Source organism: Pantoea sp. S18, assembly GCF_045689705.1.
In the GTDB taxonomy this organism is placed as follows: Bacteria; Pseudomonadota; Gammaproteobacteria; order Enterobacterales; family Enterobacteriaceae; genus Pantoea; species Pantoea symbiotica.
In genome coordinates this window covers 4,121,228-4,138,157 of record NZ_CP142688.1, presented here as the reverse complement: position 1 = coordinate 4,138,157, position 16,930 = coordinate 4,121,228, and the positions used below count along the sequence as shown (strand labels likewise).

Genomic DNA, 16,930 nt, shown 5'->3' with positions numbered 1-16,930 from the left:
GCTCCTTTTTTACATCATTTCACTAGATTAACCGGTATTACGCATTCCCGCCGCGACACCCGCGATCGTCACCATCAGCGCTTGTTCTACACGCGCATCAGGCTCATCACCGCGCTCTTCTTGCGCACGTGAACGATGCAGCAGTTCAGCCTGCAACACGTTCAGCGGATCGGTATAGACGTTACGCAGCGCGATAGATTCAGCAATCCATGGTTGGTCGGCCATCAAATGCGCATCGTTGGCGATGGTCAGCACCGCTTTGATATCCGCATCCAGCTGATCGCGCAGTTGCTTGCCGAGTGGCCACAGTGATTTATCCACCAGACGCTGATCGTAGTACTCCGCCAGCCACAGATCGGCTTTCGAGAACACCATCTCCAGCATGCCAAGACGTGTGGCGAAGAACGGCCATTCGCGGCACATGTTCTCCAGCTCATCCTGATGACCTTCATCCATCGCTTTCTGCAACGCGGCACCCGCGCCCAGCCAGGCTGGCAGCATCAGGCGGTTCTGCGTCCAGGCGAAGATCCATGGAATAGCACGCAGCGATTCCACACCGCCGGTTGGGCGACGTTTAGCCGGACGTGAACCCAGCGGCAATTTACCCAGTTCCTGCTCTGGCGTGGCCGAGCGGAAATAGGGCACGAAGTCCGGGTTTTCACGCACATAACCGCGATACATCGCACAGGAGTGCGCCGACAGACCATTCATGATCTCCTGCCATTCGCGCTTTGGTTCCGGCGGTGGCAGCAGGTTGGCTTCCAGAATCGCACCGGTATACAGCGACAGGCTGGCGATGGTGACTTCTGGCAAACCGTATTTGAAGCGAATCATCTCGCCCTGTTCGGTCACGCGCAGGCCACCTTTCAGGCTGCCCGGCGGTTGTGACAACAGCGCAGCATGGGCTGGCGCGCCGCCACGACCGATTGAGCCGCCGCGTCCGTGGAACAGCGTCAGCGTGATGCCCGCGCTTTCACAGGTTTTGATCAGCGCATCCTGCGCCTGATATTGCGCCCAGCTGGCGGCCATCACACCGGCATCTTTCGCCGAGTCGGAATAGCCAATCATCACCATCTGTTTGCCGTTGATAAAGCCGCGATACCAGTCGATGTTCAGCAACTGCGTCATCACGTCGTTGGCGTTGTTCAGGTCATCAAGGGTTTCGAACAGCGGCGCAACCGGCATGGCGTAAGGAATGCCGGCTTCTTTTAGCAGCAGATGCACGGCCAGCACGTCCGACGGCGTTTTCGCCATGGAGATCACGTAGGAAGCGATTGAACCCTGCGGCGCTTCGGCCACCACTTTGCAGGTATCCAGCACTTCACGCGTCTCATCGCCCGGTTCCCACTGATGCGGCAACAGCGGACGCTTAGAATTCAGTTCGCGGATCAGGAAGGCTTGTTTATCGGCTTCTGACCAGCTTTCGTAATCACCGAGGCCAAGATAACGCGTTACTTCGGCAATCGCCTGGGTATGGCGGGTGCTCTCCTGACGGATATCGATACGTACCAGCGGCACGCCGAAACACTTCACGCGGCGTAGCGTGTCCAGCAGCTGGCCGTTGGCGATGATGCCCATGCCGCACTGTTGCAGAGATTGATAGATAGCGAACAGCGGTTCCCACAGCTGATCGTTGGAGACCAGCAGATCGGCCGGACGCGGCAGGCGCTCGCCTTTCAGACGGCGGCCAAGATAGGCCTGCGTGGTCATCAGCTGGCTGCGGATGCGCTTCAGCACCATACGGTACGGCTCGAGCGCTTCCGGATCGCCGCACAGCTCGCGCACTTCGTCGCTACATTCGGACATCGACAGCTCAGAAACCAGCACGCCGATATCGCGCAGGAACAGGTCCGCGGCTTTCCAGCGGCTCAGCTGCATCGCGTGGCGGGTAATCGGTGCGGTGACGTTCGGGTTGCCGTCACGGTCGCCGCCCATCCACGAGGTAAATTTAATCGGCACGAAATCGACCGGCAGCTTAATGCCAAAGGTCTCTTCAACTTGCTCGTTCAGCTCACGCAGGAAGGCTGGCACGCCTTGCCACAGGCTGTTTTCCACCACGGCAAAGCCCCATTTGGCTTCATCGATTGGCGTTGGACGGTATTTGCGGATTTCGTCGGTATGCCACGCTTGTGCCACCAACTGGCGCAGACGGCGCATCACCTGCGTGCGCTCGTAATCGGAAATGTCGCTGTGATCGAGTTGCTGCAAACAGCTGTTCACTTCGCCCAGCATATGGATCAGCGTGCGGCGGGTAATTTCGGTGGGGTGCGCAGTCAGCACCAGCTCCAACGACAGCTCTTCAATCGACTGACGGATTGCCGCTTCGCTGATATCGCCTTGCTGTTTCAGGCGCTCGAAAGTCTTTTTCAGCAGTTCAGGATGGTTCGCGCCATCACCGCTACGGGAAATGGTTTGGTACTGTTCAGCGACGTTGGTGAGATTAAGGAATTGGCTAAAGGCACGCGCCACCGGCAGCAGCTCGTCATTCGACAGATTTTGCAGCGTGGTCAGCAGTTCCTGACGATGGGTGTCATTTCCCGCACGGGATGACTTAGAGAGTTTACGGATGGTCTCCACCTGGTCGAGGATGTTCTCTCCTAGTGCATCCTTAATCGTATCCCCGAGCAGTTTGCCGAGCATACTGACATTACTTCGCATTGCGGAATATTGTTCGTTCATTGGACCCTGACACCCTCATCATCTTTTTAAATATCCCCACGGGAATTATTTACCCACGGGCATAACATCGTCTTTTATCTAGCCACGTATCTTCCTGCACGTCAATTGCCTTAAATCTACGTAAATGTGCTGCTAAATGGCGGAAATTCAAAGAATTTGCTTGCAGCGAAGCGAGATAAGTTATTCTTATTATCAAATCCCGAACAATGACGGGGCAATTTGCTGATTTAACAGTGAAATGCCCCATCTGTTGTTCATCAATGACAAAAATGCTGCACGACTTGAGTGATAAGCGCATGAGTCGGCTTGATAAATGCGGTATCAATAAACTCATCAGGTTGGTGGGCTTGATTGATAGATCCCGGGCCTAAAACCAGCGTTGGACACAATTGCTGGATAAAAGGCGCTTCAGTGCAATAGTTCACCACTTCGGTTGGCACGCCCAGCAGCTTCTCCACCACTTGCACCAGCTCATGATCGGCCGGGCATTCGTAGCCTGGAATCGGCGGATGCAGTTCGCCCACGGTTAATCGTCCTGGCCAGCGTGCACTCACCGGTGCCAGCGCGTCATTCAGCAGACCATCTAAATCGCTCAGGGTTAAGCCCGGCAGCGGACGAATATCCATGTGCAATTCACAGCAGGCGCAGATGCGGTTAGCGGCGTCGCCACCATGAATATGGCCGAAGTTCATGGTTGGATAAGGAATGGCAAAACCATCGTGGTTGTAACGCTCTTTCAGCGTGTTACGCAGCTGCATCAGCTGGGTAATGGATTCATGCATCAGCTCAATGGCGTTGACGCCGCGCGACGGATCGCTGGAGTGGCCCGATTGTCCCTGAATACGAATCACATTCGACAGATGACCTTTGTGCGCGCGCACCGGCTTGAGTGAGGTTGGCTCGCCGATGATGGCGCAATCCGGACGCAGTTGCGTTGATTCAGAGAAATACTTCGCGCCCGCCATGGTGGTCTCTTCATCGGCGGTGGCGAGGATGTAGAGCGGCTTGCTGAGTTTGGTCACGTCAACGTCACGCAGCGCATCCAGAATAAAGGCGAAGAAGCCTTTCATATCGGCGGTGCCCAGGCCGTAAAGCTTGTTGTCGTGTTCCGTCAGCGTGAAGGGATCGCGCGTCCAGCGGCCATCATCGTAGGGAACGGTGTCGGTATGACCGGCCAGTAACAGGCCGCCTGCGCCCAATCCGCTGCGCGCCAGCATGTTGAATTTATGCCGCGTGCCAGGCACCGGCTGCACTTCTACACTGAAGCCAATATCGCGGAACCAGCCGGCCAGCAAATTGATTAAAGTTTCATTACTCTGATCCAGTGCGCTATCGGTTGCGCTGATTGATGGCGTGGCAATCAACTGGCGGTAGAGTTCGATAAAAGGTGGTAATTTTGTCTTCACTGTTGACGGTCCTTGGGTTAGGATGTATCAATATTCATGCATTAATAGTGAATAAAAATACAATAGCGTCGCTTGCATGTGAAGCATCAAATCTTCTGCAAACGGCATTCTGGGCAACGGGGCAAGGCCGCGACCCGATACGTGACTGTAATAAGGTATACAGCCTGATGTTGAATACGCTGATCGTTGGTGCCAGTGGTTACGCTGGCGTAGAGCTTGCCACCTACCTGAATCGCCATCCGCATATGAACATAACCGCTTTGGCGGTTTCAGCGCAAAGCCCGGATGCTGGAAAGTTATTGTCGGATTTGCATCCGCAGCTCAAAGGCATTGTCGATTTGCCGCTGCAGCCGCTGAGCGATGCTGCTGAATGGGCCGACAAAGTGGATGTGGTGTTCCTCGCCACCGCCCATGAAGTCAGCCACGATCTGGCACCTGAATTCCTCAAAGCCGGTTGCGTGGTGTTCGATCTCTCCGGCGCGTTCCGCGTAAACGACGACGCTTTCTATACCCAATATTACGGTTTCAGCCATCAGCATCAGGATTGGCTGGATAAGGCGGTTTACGGCCTGGCCGAATGGCAGCACGACAAAATCAAAGATGCGGAGCTGGTTGCGGTGCCGGGTTGCTACCCAACCGCAGCCCAGCTTTCGCTGAAACCGCTGATCGCAGCGGGCTTGCTTAACGATGCACAGTGGCCAGTGATTAACGCCACCAGCGGCGTGAGCGGTGCAGGGCGCAAAGCCAACGTTGGCACCAGCTTCTGTGAAGTGAGCTTGCAGCCGTACGGCCTGTTTAATCACCGTCATCACCCGGAAATCGTGGCACATCTCGGTACGCCGGTGATCTTCACGCCACATCTGGGCAGCTTCCCGCGCGGTATTTTGTCGACCACTACCTGCCGCCTGAAAGCGGGCGTGACGCAGCAGGATGTGGCGGATGCTTTCCATAATGCATACCACGACAAACCGCTGGTGCGCGTGTATGACAAAGGCGTACCGGCGCTGAAAGCGGTGGTCGGTTTGCCGTTTTGCGACATCGGCTTCGCCATGCAAGGCGAGCACCTGATTGTGGTGGCTGCCGAAGATAACCTGCTGAAAGGCGCCTCATCGCAGGCGGTTCAGTGTTTGAACATTCGTTTCGGCTTCCCCGAAACGCTGTCTTTGATTTAACGAACGGATAACGCAATGAATCCATTGATCATTAAACTGGGTGGCGTGCTGCTGGATAGCGAAGAAGCGCTGGCCCGTCTGTTTGATGCCCTGCTGGCGTACCGCAATGAACATCAGCGTCCGCTGATCATTGTGCACGGCGGTGGTTGCGTGGTGGACGAGCTGATGAAGAAGCTCGCGCTGCCGGTGAAAAAGAAGAACGGTTTGCGCGTGACGCCAGCCGATCAGATTGACATTATTACCGGTGCGTTAGCCGGTACCGCCAACAAAACGCTGCTGGCGTGGGCGAAGAAATATGGCATCGGCGCAGTCGGTTTGTGCCTCGGCGACGCCGGTTTGGTTAATGTGGCGCAGTTCGATGAAGAGCTGGGACATGTTGGCAACGCAACGCCTGGCAATCCGGCGCTGGTGAACACGCTGCTGGCGGCGGGCTACATGCCGGTAATCAGTTCAATTGGCATCACCGACGGCGGCGAGTTGATGAACGTCAACGCTGACCAGGCGGCGACTGCGCTGGCGGCGACCATTGGTGCCGATTTAGTGCTGTTGTCTGACGTTAGCGGCATTCTCGATGGCAAAGGTCAACGCATTGAAGAGATGACCGCCGCGAAAGCGGAACAGCTGATTGCGCAGGGCATCATCACCGATGGCATGATCGTGAAAGTGAACGCGGCGCTCGATGCCGCTCGCACGCTCGGTCGCCCGGTCGATATCGCTAGCTGGCGTCATGCTGAACAACTGCCAACCCTTTTCAACGGCGTGTCGATTGGCACCCGGATTCTCGCATAATCAAGGATTAAGACATGAGCACGCAAAACATCAAAAAAATCGTTCTGGCCTACTCAGGCGGTCTGGATACTTCAGCCATCATTCCATGGTTGAAAGAGAACTACGGCGGCTGTGAAGTGGTGGCGTTCGTGGCGAACATTGGCCAGGATCCGGCAGATTTAGAAGGCGTTGAGAAGAAAGCGCTGCAGTCAGGTGCGTCTGAGTGCCACGTGGCCGATCTGCGTGAAGAGTTCATCAGCGAATACGTTTATCCGGTGCTGCAAACTGGCGCACTGTACGAAGGTACTTACCTGCTGGGTACCTCAATGGCGCGTCCGATTATCGCCAAAGCGCAGGTTGAGCTGGCACTGAAAGTCGGTGCAGATGCGCTGTGCCACGGCGCAACCGGTAAAGGTAACGATCAGGTGCGCTTCGAAACCACCTACACCGCGCTGGCACCACAGCTGAAAGTGGTTGCGCCATGGCGTGAATGGGACCTGCGTTCACGTGAAGCGCTGCTGGATTACCTGAAAGAGCGCAATATCCCGACCACCGCGTCGCTGGAAAAAATCTACAGCCGTGATGAGAACGCATGGCACATCTCTACCGAAGGTGGCGTGCTGGAAAGCCCAGCCAATGCTCCGAACAAAGATTGCTGGGTGTGGACCGTTGATCCGCTGGAAGCGCCAGATCAGCCAGAAAACGTCACCGTTACCGTCGAGAAAGGTCGCGTGGTTGCGGTGAACGGCGAGAAGCTGAGCCCGTTCCAGTGCCTGGAAAAACTCAACGTGCTGGGTGCGAAACACGGCGTCGGTCGTATCGACATCGTGGAAAACCGTCTGGTAGGCATCAAGTCTCGCGGCTGCTACGAAACCCCGGGCGGCACCATCATGGTGAATGCGCTGCGTGCGGTTGAACAGCTGGTGCTGGATCGCGATAGCTTCAAATGGCGTGAGCAACTGGGCCATGAAATGTCTTACGTGGTTTACGATGGCCGCTGGTTCGCGCCGCTGCGTAAATCCATCCAGGCCGCTGCTGAATCACTGGCAGAAGAGGTGAACGGCGAAGTGGTACTGCAGCTGTACAAAGGCCACGCCACGGCGATTCAGAAAACCTCTGCTAACAGCCTGTATTCAGAAGAGTTCGCTACCTTTGGCGAAGACGAAGTTTACGATCACCGTCACGCGGGCGGCTTTATCCGCTTGTTCTCACTCTCTTCACGCATTCGCGCGCTGAACGAGCAGAAGAAGTAATACCGCGGCAATCGACATAATTTGCAAGGGCGGCTTCGGGCCGCCTTTTCTATAACGGATTCAGGAGTAATTCAGATGGCACTTTGGGGCGGACGTTTTTCGCAGGCAGCAGACCAACGGTTCAAACAGTTCAACGACTCGCTGCGTTTTGACTATCGCCTGGCCGAGCAGGACATTACCGGCTCGATTGCCTGGTCAAAAGCGCTGGTAACGGTCAACGTGCTGACCAATGAAGAGCAGCAACAGCTGGAAAGCGCGTTAAATGAGCTGCTGGCCGAGGTACGCGCCAATCCGGAGCAGATTCTGCAAAGCGATGCGGAAGATATTCACAGCTGGGTGGAAGGCAAGCTGATCGATAAAGTCGGCGCGCTGGGCAAGAAATTGCACACCGGCCGTAGCCGTAACGATCAGGTCGCGACCGATCTGAAACTGTGGTGCAAAGAGCAGGTTGCCGTGCTGCTGGAGGCGACGCGCGAACTGCAGTCGGCGCTGGTTGCCACGGCAGAAGCCAATCAGGACGCGGTGATGCCAGGTTATACGCACCTGCAGCGTGCGCAGCCGGTGACTTTCGCGCATTGGTGCCTGGCGTACGTTGAGATGCTGGCGCGTGACGAGAGCCGTTTGCAGGATGCACTGAAGCGTATGGATGTCAGTCCGCTGGGTTGCGGCGCGCTGGCCGGTACCGCTTACGAGATCGATCGTCACCAGCTGGCCGGCTGGTTAGGTTTTGCTTCTGCCACGCGTAACAGCCTCGATACCGTTTCCGATCGCGATCACGTGCTGGAGCTGCTGTCAGACGCCTCGATTGGTATGGTGCATCTATCACGCTTTGCCGAAGACCTGATCTTCTTCAACACCGGTGAAGCGGGCTTCCTTGAGCTCTCTGATAAAGTCACTTCCGGCTCTTCGCTGATGCCGCAGAAGAAAAACCCGGATGCGCTGGAGCTGATCCGTGGCAAATGTGGCCGTGTGCAGGGCGCATTGACAGGCATGATGATGACGTTGAAAGGCCTGCCGCTGGCGTACAACAAAGATATGCAGGAAGACAAAGAAGGGCTGTTCGATGCGCTTGATACCTGGCTCGACTGCCTGCATATGTCGGTGCTGGTGCTGGATGGCATTCAGGTAAAACGTCCGCGTTGCCAGGAAGCCGCTGAGCAGGGCTACGCTAACTCTACCGAGCTGGCCGATTATCTGGTGGCAAAAGGCGTTCCGTTCCGCGAAGCGCACCACATTGTCGGTGAAACCGTAGTGGAAGCGATCAAGCAAGGCGTGGCGCTGGAAGCGCTGACTTTGGCGCAGTTAAAGCAGTTCAGCGCGGTGATTGAGGATGACGTGTATCCGATTCTGTCGCTGCAATCCTGTCTCGATAAGCGTAATGCGCAGGGTGGCGTGTCGCCTCAGCAGGTCGCCTTCGCCATCGGCGAAGCGCAGAAGCGTTTAGGTTAATCTCTTCGTAGAGTCGCCATTCATGGCGACCAATAAATCCAACGCAAAAAAAAGCGGGCACCTCTTCGGTAGCCCGCCAACCTCTAGCTTCGGAATTACATTTTGTTATAGGCACATCATCAAGGGCAGGCCACTCCCGGCCAGCACAGTGATTTGTTTTAAGCAGTTTGCAGGTTCTGCTCCAGATCATTTGATGCGCGCATTATTCCCGCTCACGCCTTGATAGGGCCAATCGTTCATTGCTATTCTATCTATCGCCACGGGCTATCGTGGTTTGGAGGATTTCAATGAATATTCGTGATCTCGAATACCTGGTTTCACTTGCGGAGCATCGCCATTTCCGGCGTGCAGCTGACGCATGTCATGTCAGCCAACCCACCTTAAGTGGACAGATTCGTAAGCTGGAAGATGAACTTGGTGTGATGCTGCTGGAGCGTACCAGCCGTAAGGTGTTGTTTACTCAGGCTGGACTGTTGCTGGTGGATCAAGCGCGAACCGTGCTGCGCGAAGTGAAAGTGTTGAAGGAGATGGCGAGCCAACAGGGCGAAGCGATGTCTGGACCGCTGCACATTGGTTTGATTCCAACCACCGGGCCGTATCTGCTGCCGCACATCATTCCGATGCTGCATAAAACCTTCCCCAAACTCGAAATGTATCTGCATGAAGCGCAGACGCAGCAACTGCTGGCACAGCTCGACAGCGGCAAGCTGGATTGCGCCATCGTGGCGTTGGTGAAAGAGAGTGAAGCCTTTATTGAGGTGCCACTGTTTGATGAGCCAATGACGCTGGCGGTGTATGCCGATCATCCGTGGCGCGATCGCGATCGCGTTCCAATGTCGGATCTGGCCGGTGAGAAATTGCTGATGCTGGAAGATGGGCACTGCCTGCGCGATCAGGCGATGGGCTTCTGCTTTGAAGCCGGTGCCGATGAAGACACGCATTTCCGCGCCACCAGTCTGGAGACGCTGCGCAACATGGTTGCCGCCGGAAGCGGTATTACCTTGCTGCCTGCGCTGTCCGTGCCGAATGAGCGCGAACGTGATGGCGTCTGCTATTTGCCGTGCTACAAGCCCGTTCCACAGCGCACCATCGCGTTGGTCTATCGTCCAGGATCGCCTCTGCGCAGCCGCTATGAGCAGTTGGCAGAAGCAATCAAAACCCACATGAAGGGTTATCTGGATACCTCGTTAAAACAGGCGGTTTAAGCCGTTTAACGCTGCTACACGATAGGCTTCGGCCATGGTGGGATAGTTGAAGGTGGTATTCACGAAGTACTCAATCGTGTTGCCGCCGTTCTTCTGTTCCATGATGGCCTGGCCGATGTGAATGATCTCCGCAGCACGCTCGCCAAAGCAGTGAATCCCTAAAATCTCTTTGGTTTCGCGGTGGAACAGAATCTTCAGGCTGCCGACGTGCATACCAACAATCTGCGCACGCGCCAGATGTTTGAACTGCGCACGACCTACTTCATACGGCACTTTCATCGCCGTCAGCTGCTGTTCGGTTTTACCTACTGAGCTGATCTCCGGAATGGTGTAAATCCCGGTTGGAATATCCTCGATCAGATGCGCGGTGGCTTCACCTTTGATGATCGCCTGCGCGGCGATGCGGCCCTGATCGTAAGCAGCAGAGGCCAGGCTTGGATAACCAATCACGTCACCGACTGCGTAAATATGCGGCAGCGCGGTTTGGTACATGCTGTTCACTTTCAGCAGGCCACGGCCATCCGCTTCCAGTCCCACGTTCTCCAGCGCCAGCGAATCGGTGTTACCGGTTCGACCGTTTGCGTACAACAGGCAATCGGCTTTCACTTTTTTGCCCGATTTAAGGTGAATAATCACCCCGTCATCGACGCCTTCAATCTTCTCGAACTCTTCGTTGTGACGAATCACCACGCCGCTGTTCCAGAAGTGATAGGAGAGGGAATCTGACATCTCCTGATCGAGGAACGCCAGCAGGCGGTCGCGGGTGTTAATCAGGTCAACCTTGACATTCAGGCCGCGAAAAATCGAGGCATATTCACAGCCAATCACGCCGGCGCCGTAAATGATCACGTGGCCAGGTTCATGGTGCAGGTTGAGGATGGAGTCGGAATCGTAAACGCGTGGATGGGTAAAATCGACATCCGCTGGATGATACGGACGAGAACCGCAGGCAATAACGAATTTCTCGGCGGTTAAGCGCTCGCGGGTACCGTCGGGTTGTTCCACTTCGATGGTGTTGGCATCAACAAAACGGGCATCGCCCTGATAAAGTTCACAGCGGTTGCGCTCATAGAAACCCTGACGCATCGCGGTTTGCTGACTGATCACGTTCTCGGTGTGGTTGAGAATGTCGGCGAATGAGGAGCGCAGGAGTCGAGTGTGATCGCTGTAAAGTGGGTTTTGATTGAACTCGATGATACGGCTGACAGCGTGACGCAAGGCTTTGGAAGGGATGGTTCCCCAGTGAGTACAACCGCCGCCGATGTTGTGGTAGCGTTCGATCACTGCAATACGCGCTCCCTGCTTCACCAGCCCCATCGCCGCACCTTCGCCGCCCGGACCGGAGCCAATCACAATGGCATCGTAATCGTAAGACTTTTGCATACCAGTACGTCCTATTTTTTTATCACATTTTTACAACGAGATTCTAACATCTCGCCGCGCACATCTGAATTCTAACAGCGTAAATTGCTGAAGTTTGACAAAGCGTGAGGTTCACAGGCGTTCACAAAGTTTGCACCGCTGTACGCTGAAAAGTTTGTTATAGTGCCTGCCAAATCACCTAAAAGGCCGGGAAAATGGGCGTCAGAGCGCTACAAAAAGAACGTACACGACGTTCACTGATTGAAGCTGCCTTCAGTCAGTTAAGTGCAGAAAGGAGTTTTGCCAGCCTGAGTTTGCGCGAAGTTGCACGCGAAGCGGGGATTGCGCCGACCTCATTTTATCGTCACTTCCGCGATGTCGACGAGCTGGGCTTGACCATGGTGGATGAAAGCGGCTTGATGCTGCGCCAGTTAATGCGTCAGGCGCGCCAGCGTATTGCCAAGGGCGGCAGCATCATCAAAACCTCGGTGGCAACTTTTATGGAGTTCATCGGGAACAATCCCAACGCTTTTCGGCTCTTACTACGCGAGCGCTCCGGAACCTCGGCAGCATTTCGTGCCGCCGTTGCCCGTGAGATTCAGCACTTCATCGCCGAACTGGCCGATTACCTTGAACTGGAAAATCGCATGCCGCGCAGCTTCACCGAAGCGCAGGCCGAAGCGATGGTGACGATTGTGTTTAGCGCGGGTGCTGAAGCGCTGGACGTTGATATTGAGCAGCGCCGCAAGCTGGAGGATCGATTAGTGCTGCAGCTGCGCATGATCGCCAAAGGCGCTTATTACTGGTATCGCCGGGAGCAAGAGCGCCTGGCGGTTACCCTGGAAAAACCCGAAGAGTAATGTGATAAGGATAATGAAATGATTGAGCAAAACCCACGCGATAAAGGAACGCTTTTATTGGCTTTTATCACCGGTTTAGCGATCAACGGCTCCTTTTCGGTGCTGTTCAGCACGTTTGTTCCCTTTTCGATATTCCCGCTGATCGCGCTTGGCCTGGCGGCCTGGTGTCTGCATCAGCGTTATCTCAACCGCAATATGCCAGACGGCATGCCTTCACTGGCGGCGGCGTTCTTCCTGCTGGGTATTTTGGTTTATAGCGCGCTGGTGCGGGCTGAATATCCGGATATCGGCTCCAACTTCATCCCGACCATTCTGATGGTGGCGCTGGTGTTCTGGATTGGTATGCGTTTCCGCCGTAAAAACCGTAACTAAGACTTCGACTGCTGTTCGGTGCGCATGAATGCGCACCCTACAAACCGTAGGGTCGCCATTTATGGCGACCGATTCATCAGGCCTTGCGCGTCAGCAGCACGCCGCATTCCATATGATGGGTATACGGGAACTGATCGAACAGCGCCAAACGCGTGACATCATGCGTTTCTCCCAGCACCGCGAGGTTGTCGCACAGCGTTTGCGGGTTGCAGGAGATATAAAGGATGCGCGGATAGGCCTGCACCATCTTCACAGTTTCCTCATCCAGCCCGCTGCGCGGCGGATCAACAAAAATGGTTTCGCACTGATAACTCTTCAGGTCGATGCCTTCTAAACGATTGAAGCTGCGCACACCCATCATCGCCTGAGTAAACTCTTCGGCGGCCATACGAATAATCTGCACGTTATCAATCTGGTTGGCGGCAATGTTGTATTGCGCGGACGCGACTGACGGCTTGGCAATCTCGGTGGCCAGCACGCGGCGGAAGTTACGCGCCAGCGCCAGCGAGAAGTTGCCGTTACCGCAATAGAGTTCCAGCAGATCGCCACGCGAATTCTGCGTCACGTCCAGCGCCCACTCCAGCATCTGAATATTCATCGCCGCGTTTGGCTGGGTGAAGCTGTTCTCCACCTGACGATAAATCATCTCTTTTCCGGCGACCGGCAGGCGTTCATCAACGTAATCACGATCGAGGCAGATTTTGGTTTTGGTGGCGCGGCCAATCAGCTGCACGTCAAAGCCTTCGGCACGCAGGCTGTCACGCAGGGCGCTGGCGGCGGCGGTCCACTCCTCTTCCAGCTTGCGGTGATAGAGCAGCGAGATGACGATCTGGTTGCTCATCGTCGACAGGTAATCGATCTGGAACAGCTTAAAACGCAGCGCGCGGTTGTCGCGGATCGCCGCGATCAGTTTTGGCATCAGCTGGTTGATCAATTCACTGGCCGCCGGGAATTGATCGACGCGGATACGTTGCTTGGTCTGTTGATCAAAGATGATGTGGTAGAGATCGTCACCGTCGTGCCAGATGCGGAATTCGGCACGCATCCGATAGTGGCTGACCGGCGAACGGAACACCTCCACGTCGGGCGCAGCAAAGGGCACCATCATCGCCTGTAAGCGGCTGACTTTTTCCGCCAGTTGCGCGTCGTATTGTTCAATCGGGAGCTGTTCGGGTGTCATCTTTAATCCTGGTAATAAGCTGGCTTGCCGGGCGATTGTAGGCATTCAACTGCTGATGTCCAGCCCTGCGGAAAACAAGATGGCTGGAAGTCTGGATTTCCGGCCTTCCTGGCCGTAGACTGCGCCTGCCGGCCTCCTTGAGTTAAAAGGGAATCCAGTGTGAATCTGGAGCTGACGCGCAGCGGTAAAGAATGTCGTGGTGATGGCACTTACAAACACTGTCCTGCCGGATGGGAAGTTTTTCACCATTTATGATTCTCAGCCCGAAGACCTGCCGGTGTGACGTCGCAATACATACGACCATCGCGAGCTATTGGTTGTAGTCGTGCGGCATCCTGCTTCGTCTTTTGGATGCTATAACAATGAAAAAAACACATGCTTCGCTGTTTGCCTTTAGTGCAACGGCGTTGTCTCTCTGGGCGCAATTTGGCTACGCGCAGCAGAATGATGATACGCAAATCGTTACCGCTAACCGCTTCGCACAGCCAGTCTCGTCGGTGCTGGCTTCGACTTCTGTTGTTACCCGCGACGAGATCGATCAGTGGCAATCTAAGAACCTGCTGGAAGTGTTGCGTCGCTTGCCGGGCGTGGATATCGCGCAAAGCGGCGGCATTGGGCAAAGCGCTTCTATGTATGTGCGAGGTTCGGAAGCGCGTCACACGCTGATTCTGGTTGATGGCGTGCCGTTCTCTAAACCGGGTATAACCGGCGTTGCTGACTTTAACCAAATCCCTGTTTCTATTATCCAGCGCGTTGAGTTTATTCGCGGCCCGCGTTCTGCCGTTTACGGCGCTGATGCGATTGGCGGCGTGGTGAATGTCATTACGCAAAACCCGAATAATCAAAACTCGCTGACGGCTGGCTTTGGTTCGAAGGGGTATCAGGAATACAGCGGCGGCATCAATCAAAATGTCACGGACCAGACGCGCGTAACGGTGGCGGGTTCTTATCAGGCCACCAATGGCTACAACGTTCAGCCGGGCTCAACATCGCCAACCGATCGCGATCGTGATGGCTGGCGCAATAAGGCGTTCTGGGCCGGCGTTGATCACAAGTTTAATGATGCGTTCTCTGGCTTCTTCCGTGGTTACGGTTACGCCGCTAACTCAGATTACGATGCGGGTTACGTCGGTGGTCAGGATGAGCAACAGATCTACAATCACTCGTTCGATACCGGTCTGCGCTTTAATAAAGAGGATTACTCCTCGCAGCTGACCGCCAGCTATCAAAAGTACAAAATCTACAACTACGTTGGGTCTGACGGCCGCTATGCGGATTCCAATAGTCTGGATGACATGGAGCAGCGCAACCTGCAATGGGGCAACACCTTTGCGGTGGGACATGGCATGGTCAGCGCGGGTCTGGATTGGCAGCAGCAGAAACTGAGCTCGGTTGGACAACTCTATTCTGGCGCACCGCGTGATGAAGATGGCTACAAGCAAGACAACACAGGTGCTTACCTGACGGCTCAGCAGCAGTTTGGCAATGTCACCCTCGAAGGTTCGGCGCGTGGCGATGATAATGAAGACTTTGGCCGTCATGGCACCTGGCAAACGGCTGCGGGTTGGGAGTTTGTGCCGGGCTACAAGGCTTCACTCTCTTACGGTACGGGTTTCCAGGCGCCGACATTAGGTCAGCTTTATGGCCTGAAGCGTTTTGGTATCAGCTCTAATCCCGATCTCAATCCTGAAAAATCAAAACAGTGGGAAGCCGCGCTGGAAGGCTTAACCGGGCCGGTCAATTGGCGTGTTTCGGCGTATCATAATAAAGTCAGCGATCTCATTACTTACGCTTCTGATCCTGTGACTTTTGAGGGCGGCTATTACAATGAAAAAGCCGTTACGATGAAAGGTATTGAAGCCACCGCTGATTTTGATACCAGCTTCCTTCATCACCAGATCACTTTGGGTTATCTGGATGCTCGTCGTGATTCAGATGGTGAAACGCTGGCGCGTCGCGCGCGTGAGCAGGCCAAATATCAGCTGGGTATGACGGTGTATGACTTTGATATCGATGTCATCTACCAATACTTTGGTAAGCGCTACGATAACAACACCAGCGAATATGCCAGCGAGCAACGTCGTTTACCGAGTTACAGCACGGTAGATCTCGCTGTCTCGTATCCGGTCACATCACAGCTCACCGTTCGTGGTAGAATTGCCAACCTGTTCGATAAAGATTATGAGACAGCGTATGGCTATCCAACTCCAGGAACGGAGTATTACCTCAGCGCCAGCTACAGCTTCTGATCTGCGTCCCACCGTGCTGGTGTTTGACTCCGGCGTGGGTGGGCTGTCTGTTTATGATGAGGTCCGGCATCTACTGCCGGATCTTCACTATCTCTACGCCTTCGATAATGAAGGTTTCCCGTACGGCGAAAAATCTGAAGACTTTATTGTCGAGCGTGTAGTGGCGGTGGTGACGGCCATCACTCAGCGTTTTCCGCTTGCGCTGGTGATTATCGCCTGTAACTCGGCCAGTACCATCTCTTTGCCGGCTCTGCGTGAGCGCTTCGAATTCCCGGTTGTGGGTGTGGTGCCTGCGATTAAACCTGCTGCGCGTCTGACGCGTAACGGCGTGGTGGGATTGCTGGCCACGCGCGGCACGGTGAAACGTCCTTATACCCATGAGTTGGTGGCGCAATTTGCCCGAGACTGCAAAATCGAAATGCTCGGTTCTGCTGAGCTGGTGGAACTGGCGGAAGCCAAGCTGCATGGCGAAGATGTTGAATTGGCCGATGTGCGCCGCGCTGTGCAACCTTGGCTACGTATGAAAGAGCCGCCCGATACCGTGGTTCTCGGCTGTACGCATTTCCCTTTATTACGTGATGAGCTGCAATTGGTACTGCCGGAAGGGACAAGGTTGGTGGATTCGGGCGCTGCCATCGCGCGTCGTACCGTTTGGTTATTAGAGCATGAAGCACCGCAGGCGGTTTCGTCCGGGCAGAATTTAGCGTTCTGTACGCGTATGGATGATGAAGTGACGAAATTGTCACCGATTTTGCAGCGTTATGGCTTCCCGTTGCTGGAAAAATTAGCAGTTTAGTGGCGTTTCGACGAAAAAATCAGCACTCGGAAATTAATTTGAAATTAGCACTTGTCAGCCCCGAAGAAATCCCTATACTGCGCCTCCACTGACACGGAACAACGGCTTACGAAGCGATGTGTTCAGGAGGTGGCCTTCAAGGCAACCTTCAGAAAAGCAAAAATAAATGCTTGACTGAG

13 protein-coding genes and 1 riboswitch are annotated in these 16,930 nt (G+C 54.9%); of the genes, 9 read left to right on the top strand and 4 right to left on the bottom strand.

What is annotated here, in order from left to right:
* Positions 1–27: 27 nt before the first annotated feature.
* Complete coding sequence (ppc, locus tag VIJ98_RS19265; RefSeq protein WP_008109660.1) at positions 28–2,679, bottom strand: phosphoenolpyruvate carboxylase; 2,652 nt, start codon at positions 2,677–2,679, stop codon at positions 28–30.
* 257 nt (positions 2,680–2,936) lie between these two features.
* A complete protein-coding gene (argE, locus tag VIJ98_RS19260) occupies positions 2,937–4,085 on the bottom strand; it encodes an acetylornithine deacetylase (RefSeq protein WP_007885409.1) in 1,149 nt (382 codons plus the stop codon).
* 167 nt (positions 4,086–4,252) lie between these two features.
* Here argE and argC point away from each other — a divergent pair, with 167 nt between their 5' ends.
* The 5 genes from argC (at position 4,253) to oxyR (ending at position 9,932) form a co-directional block, all read left to right on the top strand.
* Entirely contained in the window at positions 4,253–5,257 is a 1,005-nt protein-coding gene (gene argC / locus VIJ98_RS19255; protein ID WP_110868176.1) for an N-acetyl-gamma-glutamyl-phosphate reductase, read from the top strand.
* Positions 5,258–5,272: 15 nt separating this feature from the next.
* Positions 5,273–6,046 (top strand): acetylglutamate kinase, encoded by a 774-nt coding sequence (gene argB / locus VIJ98_RS19250; RefSeq protein WP_007885411.1) that lies wholly within the window; start codon positions 5,273–5,275, stop codon positions 6,044–6,046.
* A 14-nt stretch (positions 6,047–6,060) separates the two neighbouring features.
* Positions 6,061–7,278 (top strand): argininosuccinate synthase, encoded by a 1,218-nt coding sequence (locus tag VIJ98_RS19245; protein ID WP_008109655.1) that lies wholly within the window; start codon positions 6,061–6,063, stop codon positions 7,276–7,278.
* 75 nt (positions 7,279–7,353) lie between these two features.
* The gene (gene argH, locus VIJ98_RS19240; protein WP_323275524.1) at positions 7,354–8,727 is read left to right on the top strand and encodes an argininosuccinate lyase; all 1,374 of its coding nucleotides are present in this window, start codon (positions 7,354–7,356) and stop codon (positions 8,725–8,727) included.
* A gap of 287 nt (positions 8,728–9,014) precedes the next feature.
* Positions 9,015–9,932 (top strand): DNA-binding transcriptional regulator OxyR, encoded by a 918-nt coding sequence (oxyR, locus tag VIJ98_RS19235; protein ID WP_008109652.1) that lies wholly within the window; start codon positions 9,015–9,017, stop codon positions 9,930–9,932.
* Here the strand turns inward: oxyR and sthA are convergent.
* Entirely contained in the window at positions 9,915–11,315 is a 1,401-nt protein-coding gene (gene sthA, locus VIJ98_RS19230; RefSeq protein ID WP_008109650.1) for a Si-specific NAD(P)(+) transhydrogenase, read from the bottom strand. The genes oxyR and sthA overlap by 18 nt on opposite strands.
* A gap of 194 nt (positions 11,316–11,509) precedes the next feature.
* Here sthA and fabR point away from each other — a divergent pair, with 194 nt between their 5' ends.
* Complete coding sequence (gene fabR, locus VIJ98_RS19225) at positions 11,510–12,154, top strand: HTH-type transcriptional repressor FabR (protein ID WP_008109648.1); 645 nt, start codon at positions 11,510–11,512, stop codon at positions 12,152–12,154.
* An 18-nt stretch (positions 12,155–12,172) separates the two neighbouring features.
* A complete protein-coding gene (locus VIJ98_RS19220) occupies positions 12,173–12,526 on the top strand; it encodes a YijD family membrane protein (protein WP_008109647.1) in 354 nt (117 codons plus the stop codon).
* 76 nt (positions 12,527–12,602) lie between these two features.
* Here VIJ98_RS19220 and trmA read toward each other — a convergent pair whose 3' ends face one another.
* Positions 12,603–13,706, bottom strand: coding sequence for a tRNA (uridine(54)-C5)-methyltransferase TrmA (gene trmA, locus VIJ98_RS19215; RefSeq protein WP_323275522.1), 1,104 nt, complete (start codon positions 13,704–13,706; stop codon positions 12,603–12,605).
* Positions 13,707–13,818: 112 nt separating this feature from the next.
* Positions 13,819–14,000, top strand: a riboswitch (cobalamin riboswitch).
* A gap of 68 nt (positions 14,001–14,068) precedes the next feature.
* Here trmA and btuB point away from each other — a divergent pair.
* Positions 14,069–15,955, top strand: a complete 1,887-nt coding sequence (gene btuB / locus VIJ98_RS19210) for a TonB-dependent vitamin B12 receptor BtuB (RefSeq protein WP_323275520.1) — start codon at positions 14,069–14,071, stop codon at positions 15,953–15,955.
* Positions 15,900–16,751, top strand: coding sequence for a glutamate racemase (murI, locus tag VIJ98_RS19205; RefSeq protein WP_008109644.1), 852 nt, complete (start codon positions 15,900–15,902; stop codon positions 16,749–16,751). Before btuB ends, murI begins: the two co-directional genes overlap by 56 nt.
* Positions 16,752–16,930: the final 179 nt, after the last annotated feature.

Bases quoted from the DNA above. Each gene is read 5' to 3' on its own strand.
- argH (WP_323275524.1), top strand. From the start codon at position 7,354: ATGGCACTTTGGGGCGGACGTTTTTCGCAGGCAGCAGACCAACGGTTC.
- argC (WP_110868176.1), top strand. From the start codon at position 4,253: ATGTTGAATACGCTGATCGTTGGTGCCAGTGGTTACGCTGGCGTAGAG.
- VIJ98_RS19245 (WP_008109655.1), top strand. From the start codon at position 6,061: ATGAGCACGCAAAACATCAAAAAAATCGTTCTGGCCTACTCAGGCGGT.
- fabR (WP_008109648.1), top strand. From the start codon at position 11,510: ATGGGCGTCAGAGCGCTACAAAAAGAACGTACACGACGTTCACTGATT.
- trmA (WP_323275522.1), bottom strand. From the start codon at position 13,706: ATGACACCCGAACAGCTCCCGATTGAACAATACGACGCGCAACTGGCG.
- btuB (WP_323275520.1), top strand. From the start codon at position 14,069: ATGAAAAAAACACATGCTTCGCTGTTTGCCTTTAGTGCAACGGCGTTG.
- argB (WP_007885411.1), top strand. From the start codon at position 5,273: ATGAATCCATTGATCATTAAACTGGGTGGCGTGCTGCTGGATAGCGAA.
- VIJ98_RS19220 (WP_008109647.1), top strand. From the start codon at position 12,173: ATGATTGAGCAAAACCCACGCGATAAAGGAACGCTTTTATTGGCTTTT.
- oxyR (WP_008109652.1), top strand. From the start codon at position 9,015: ATGAATATTCGTGATCTCGAATACCTGGTTTCACTTGCGGAGCATCGC.
- sthA (WP_008109650.1), bottom strand. From the start codon at position 11,315: ATGCAAAAGTCTTACGATTACGATGCCATTGTGATTGGCTCCGGTCCG.
- ppc (WP_008109660.1), bottom strand. From the start codon at position 2,679: ATGAACGAACAATATTCCGCAATGCGAAGTAATGTCAGTATGCTCGGC.
- murI (WP_008109644.1), top strand. From the start codon at position 15,900: ATGGCTATCCAACTCCAGGAACGGAGTATTACCTCAGCGCCAGCTACA.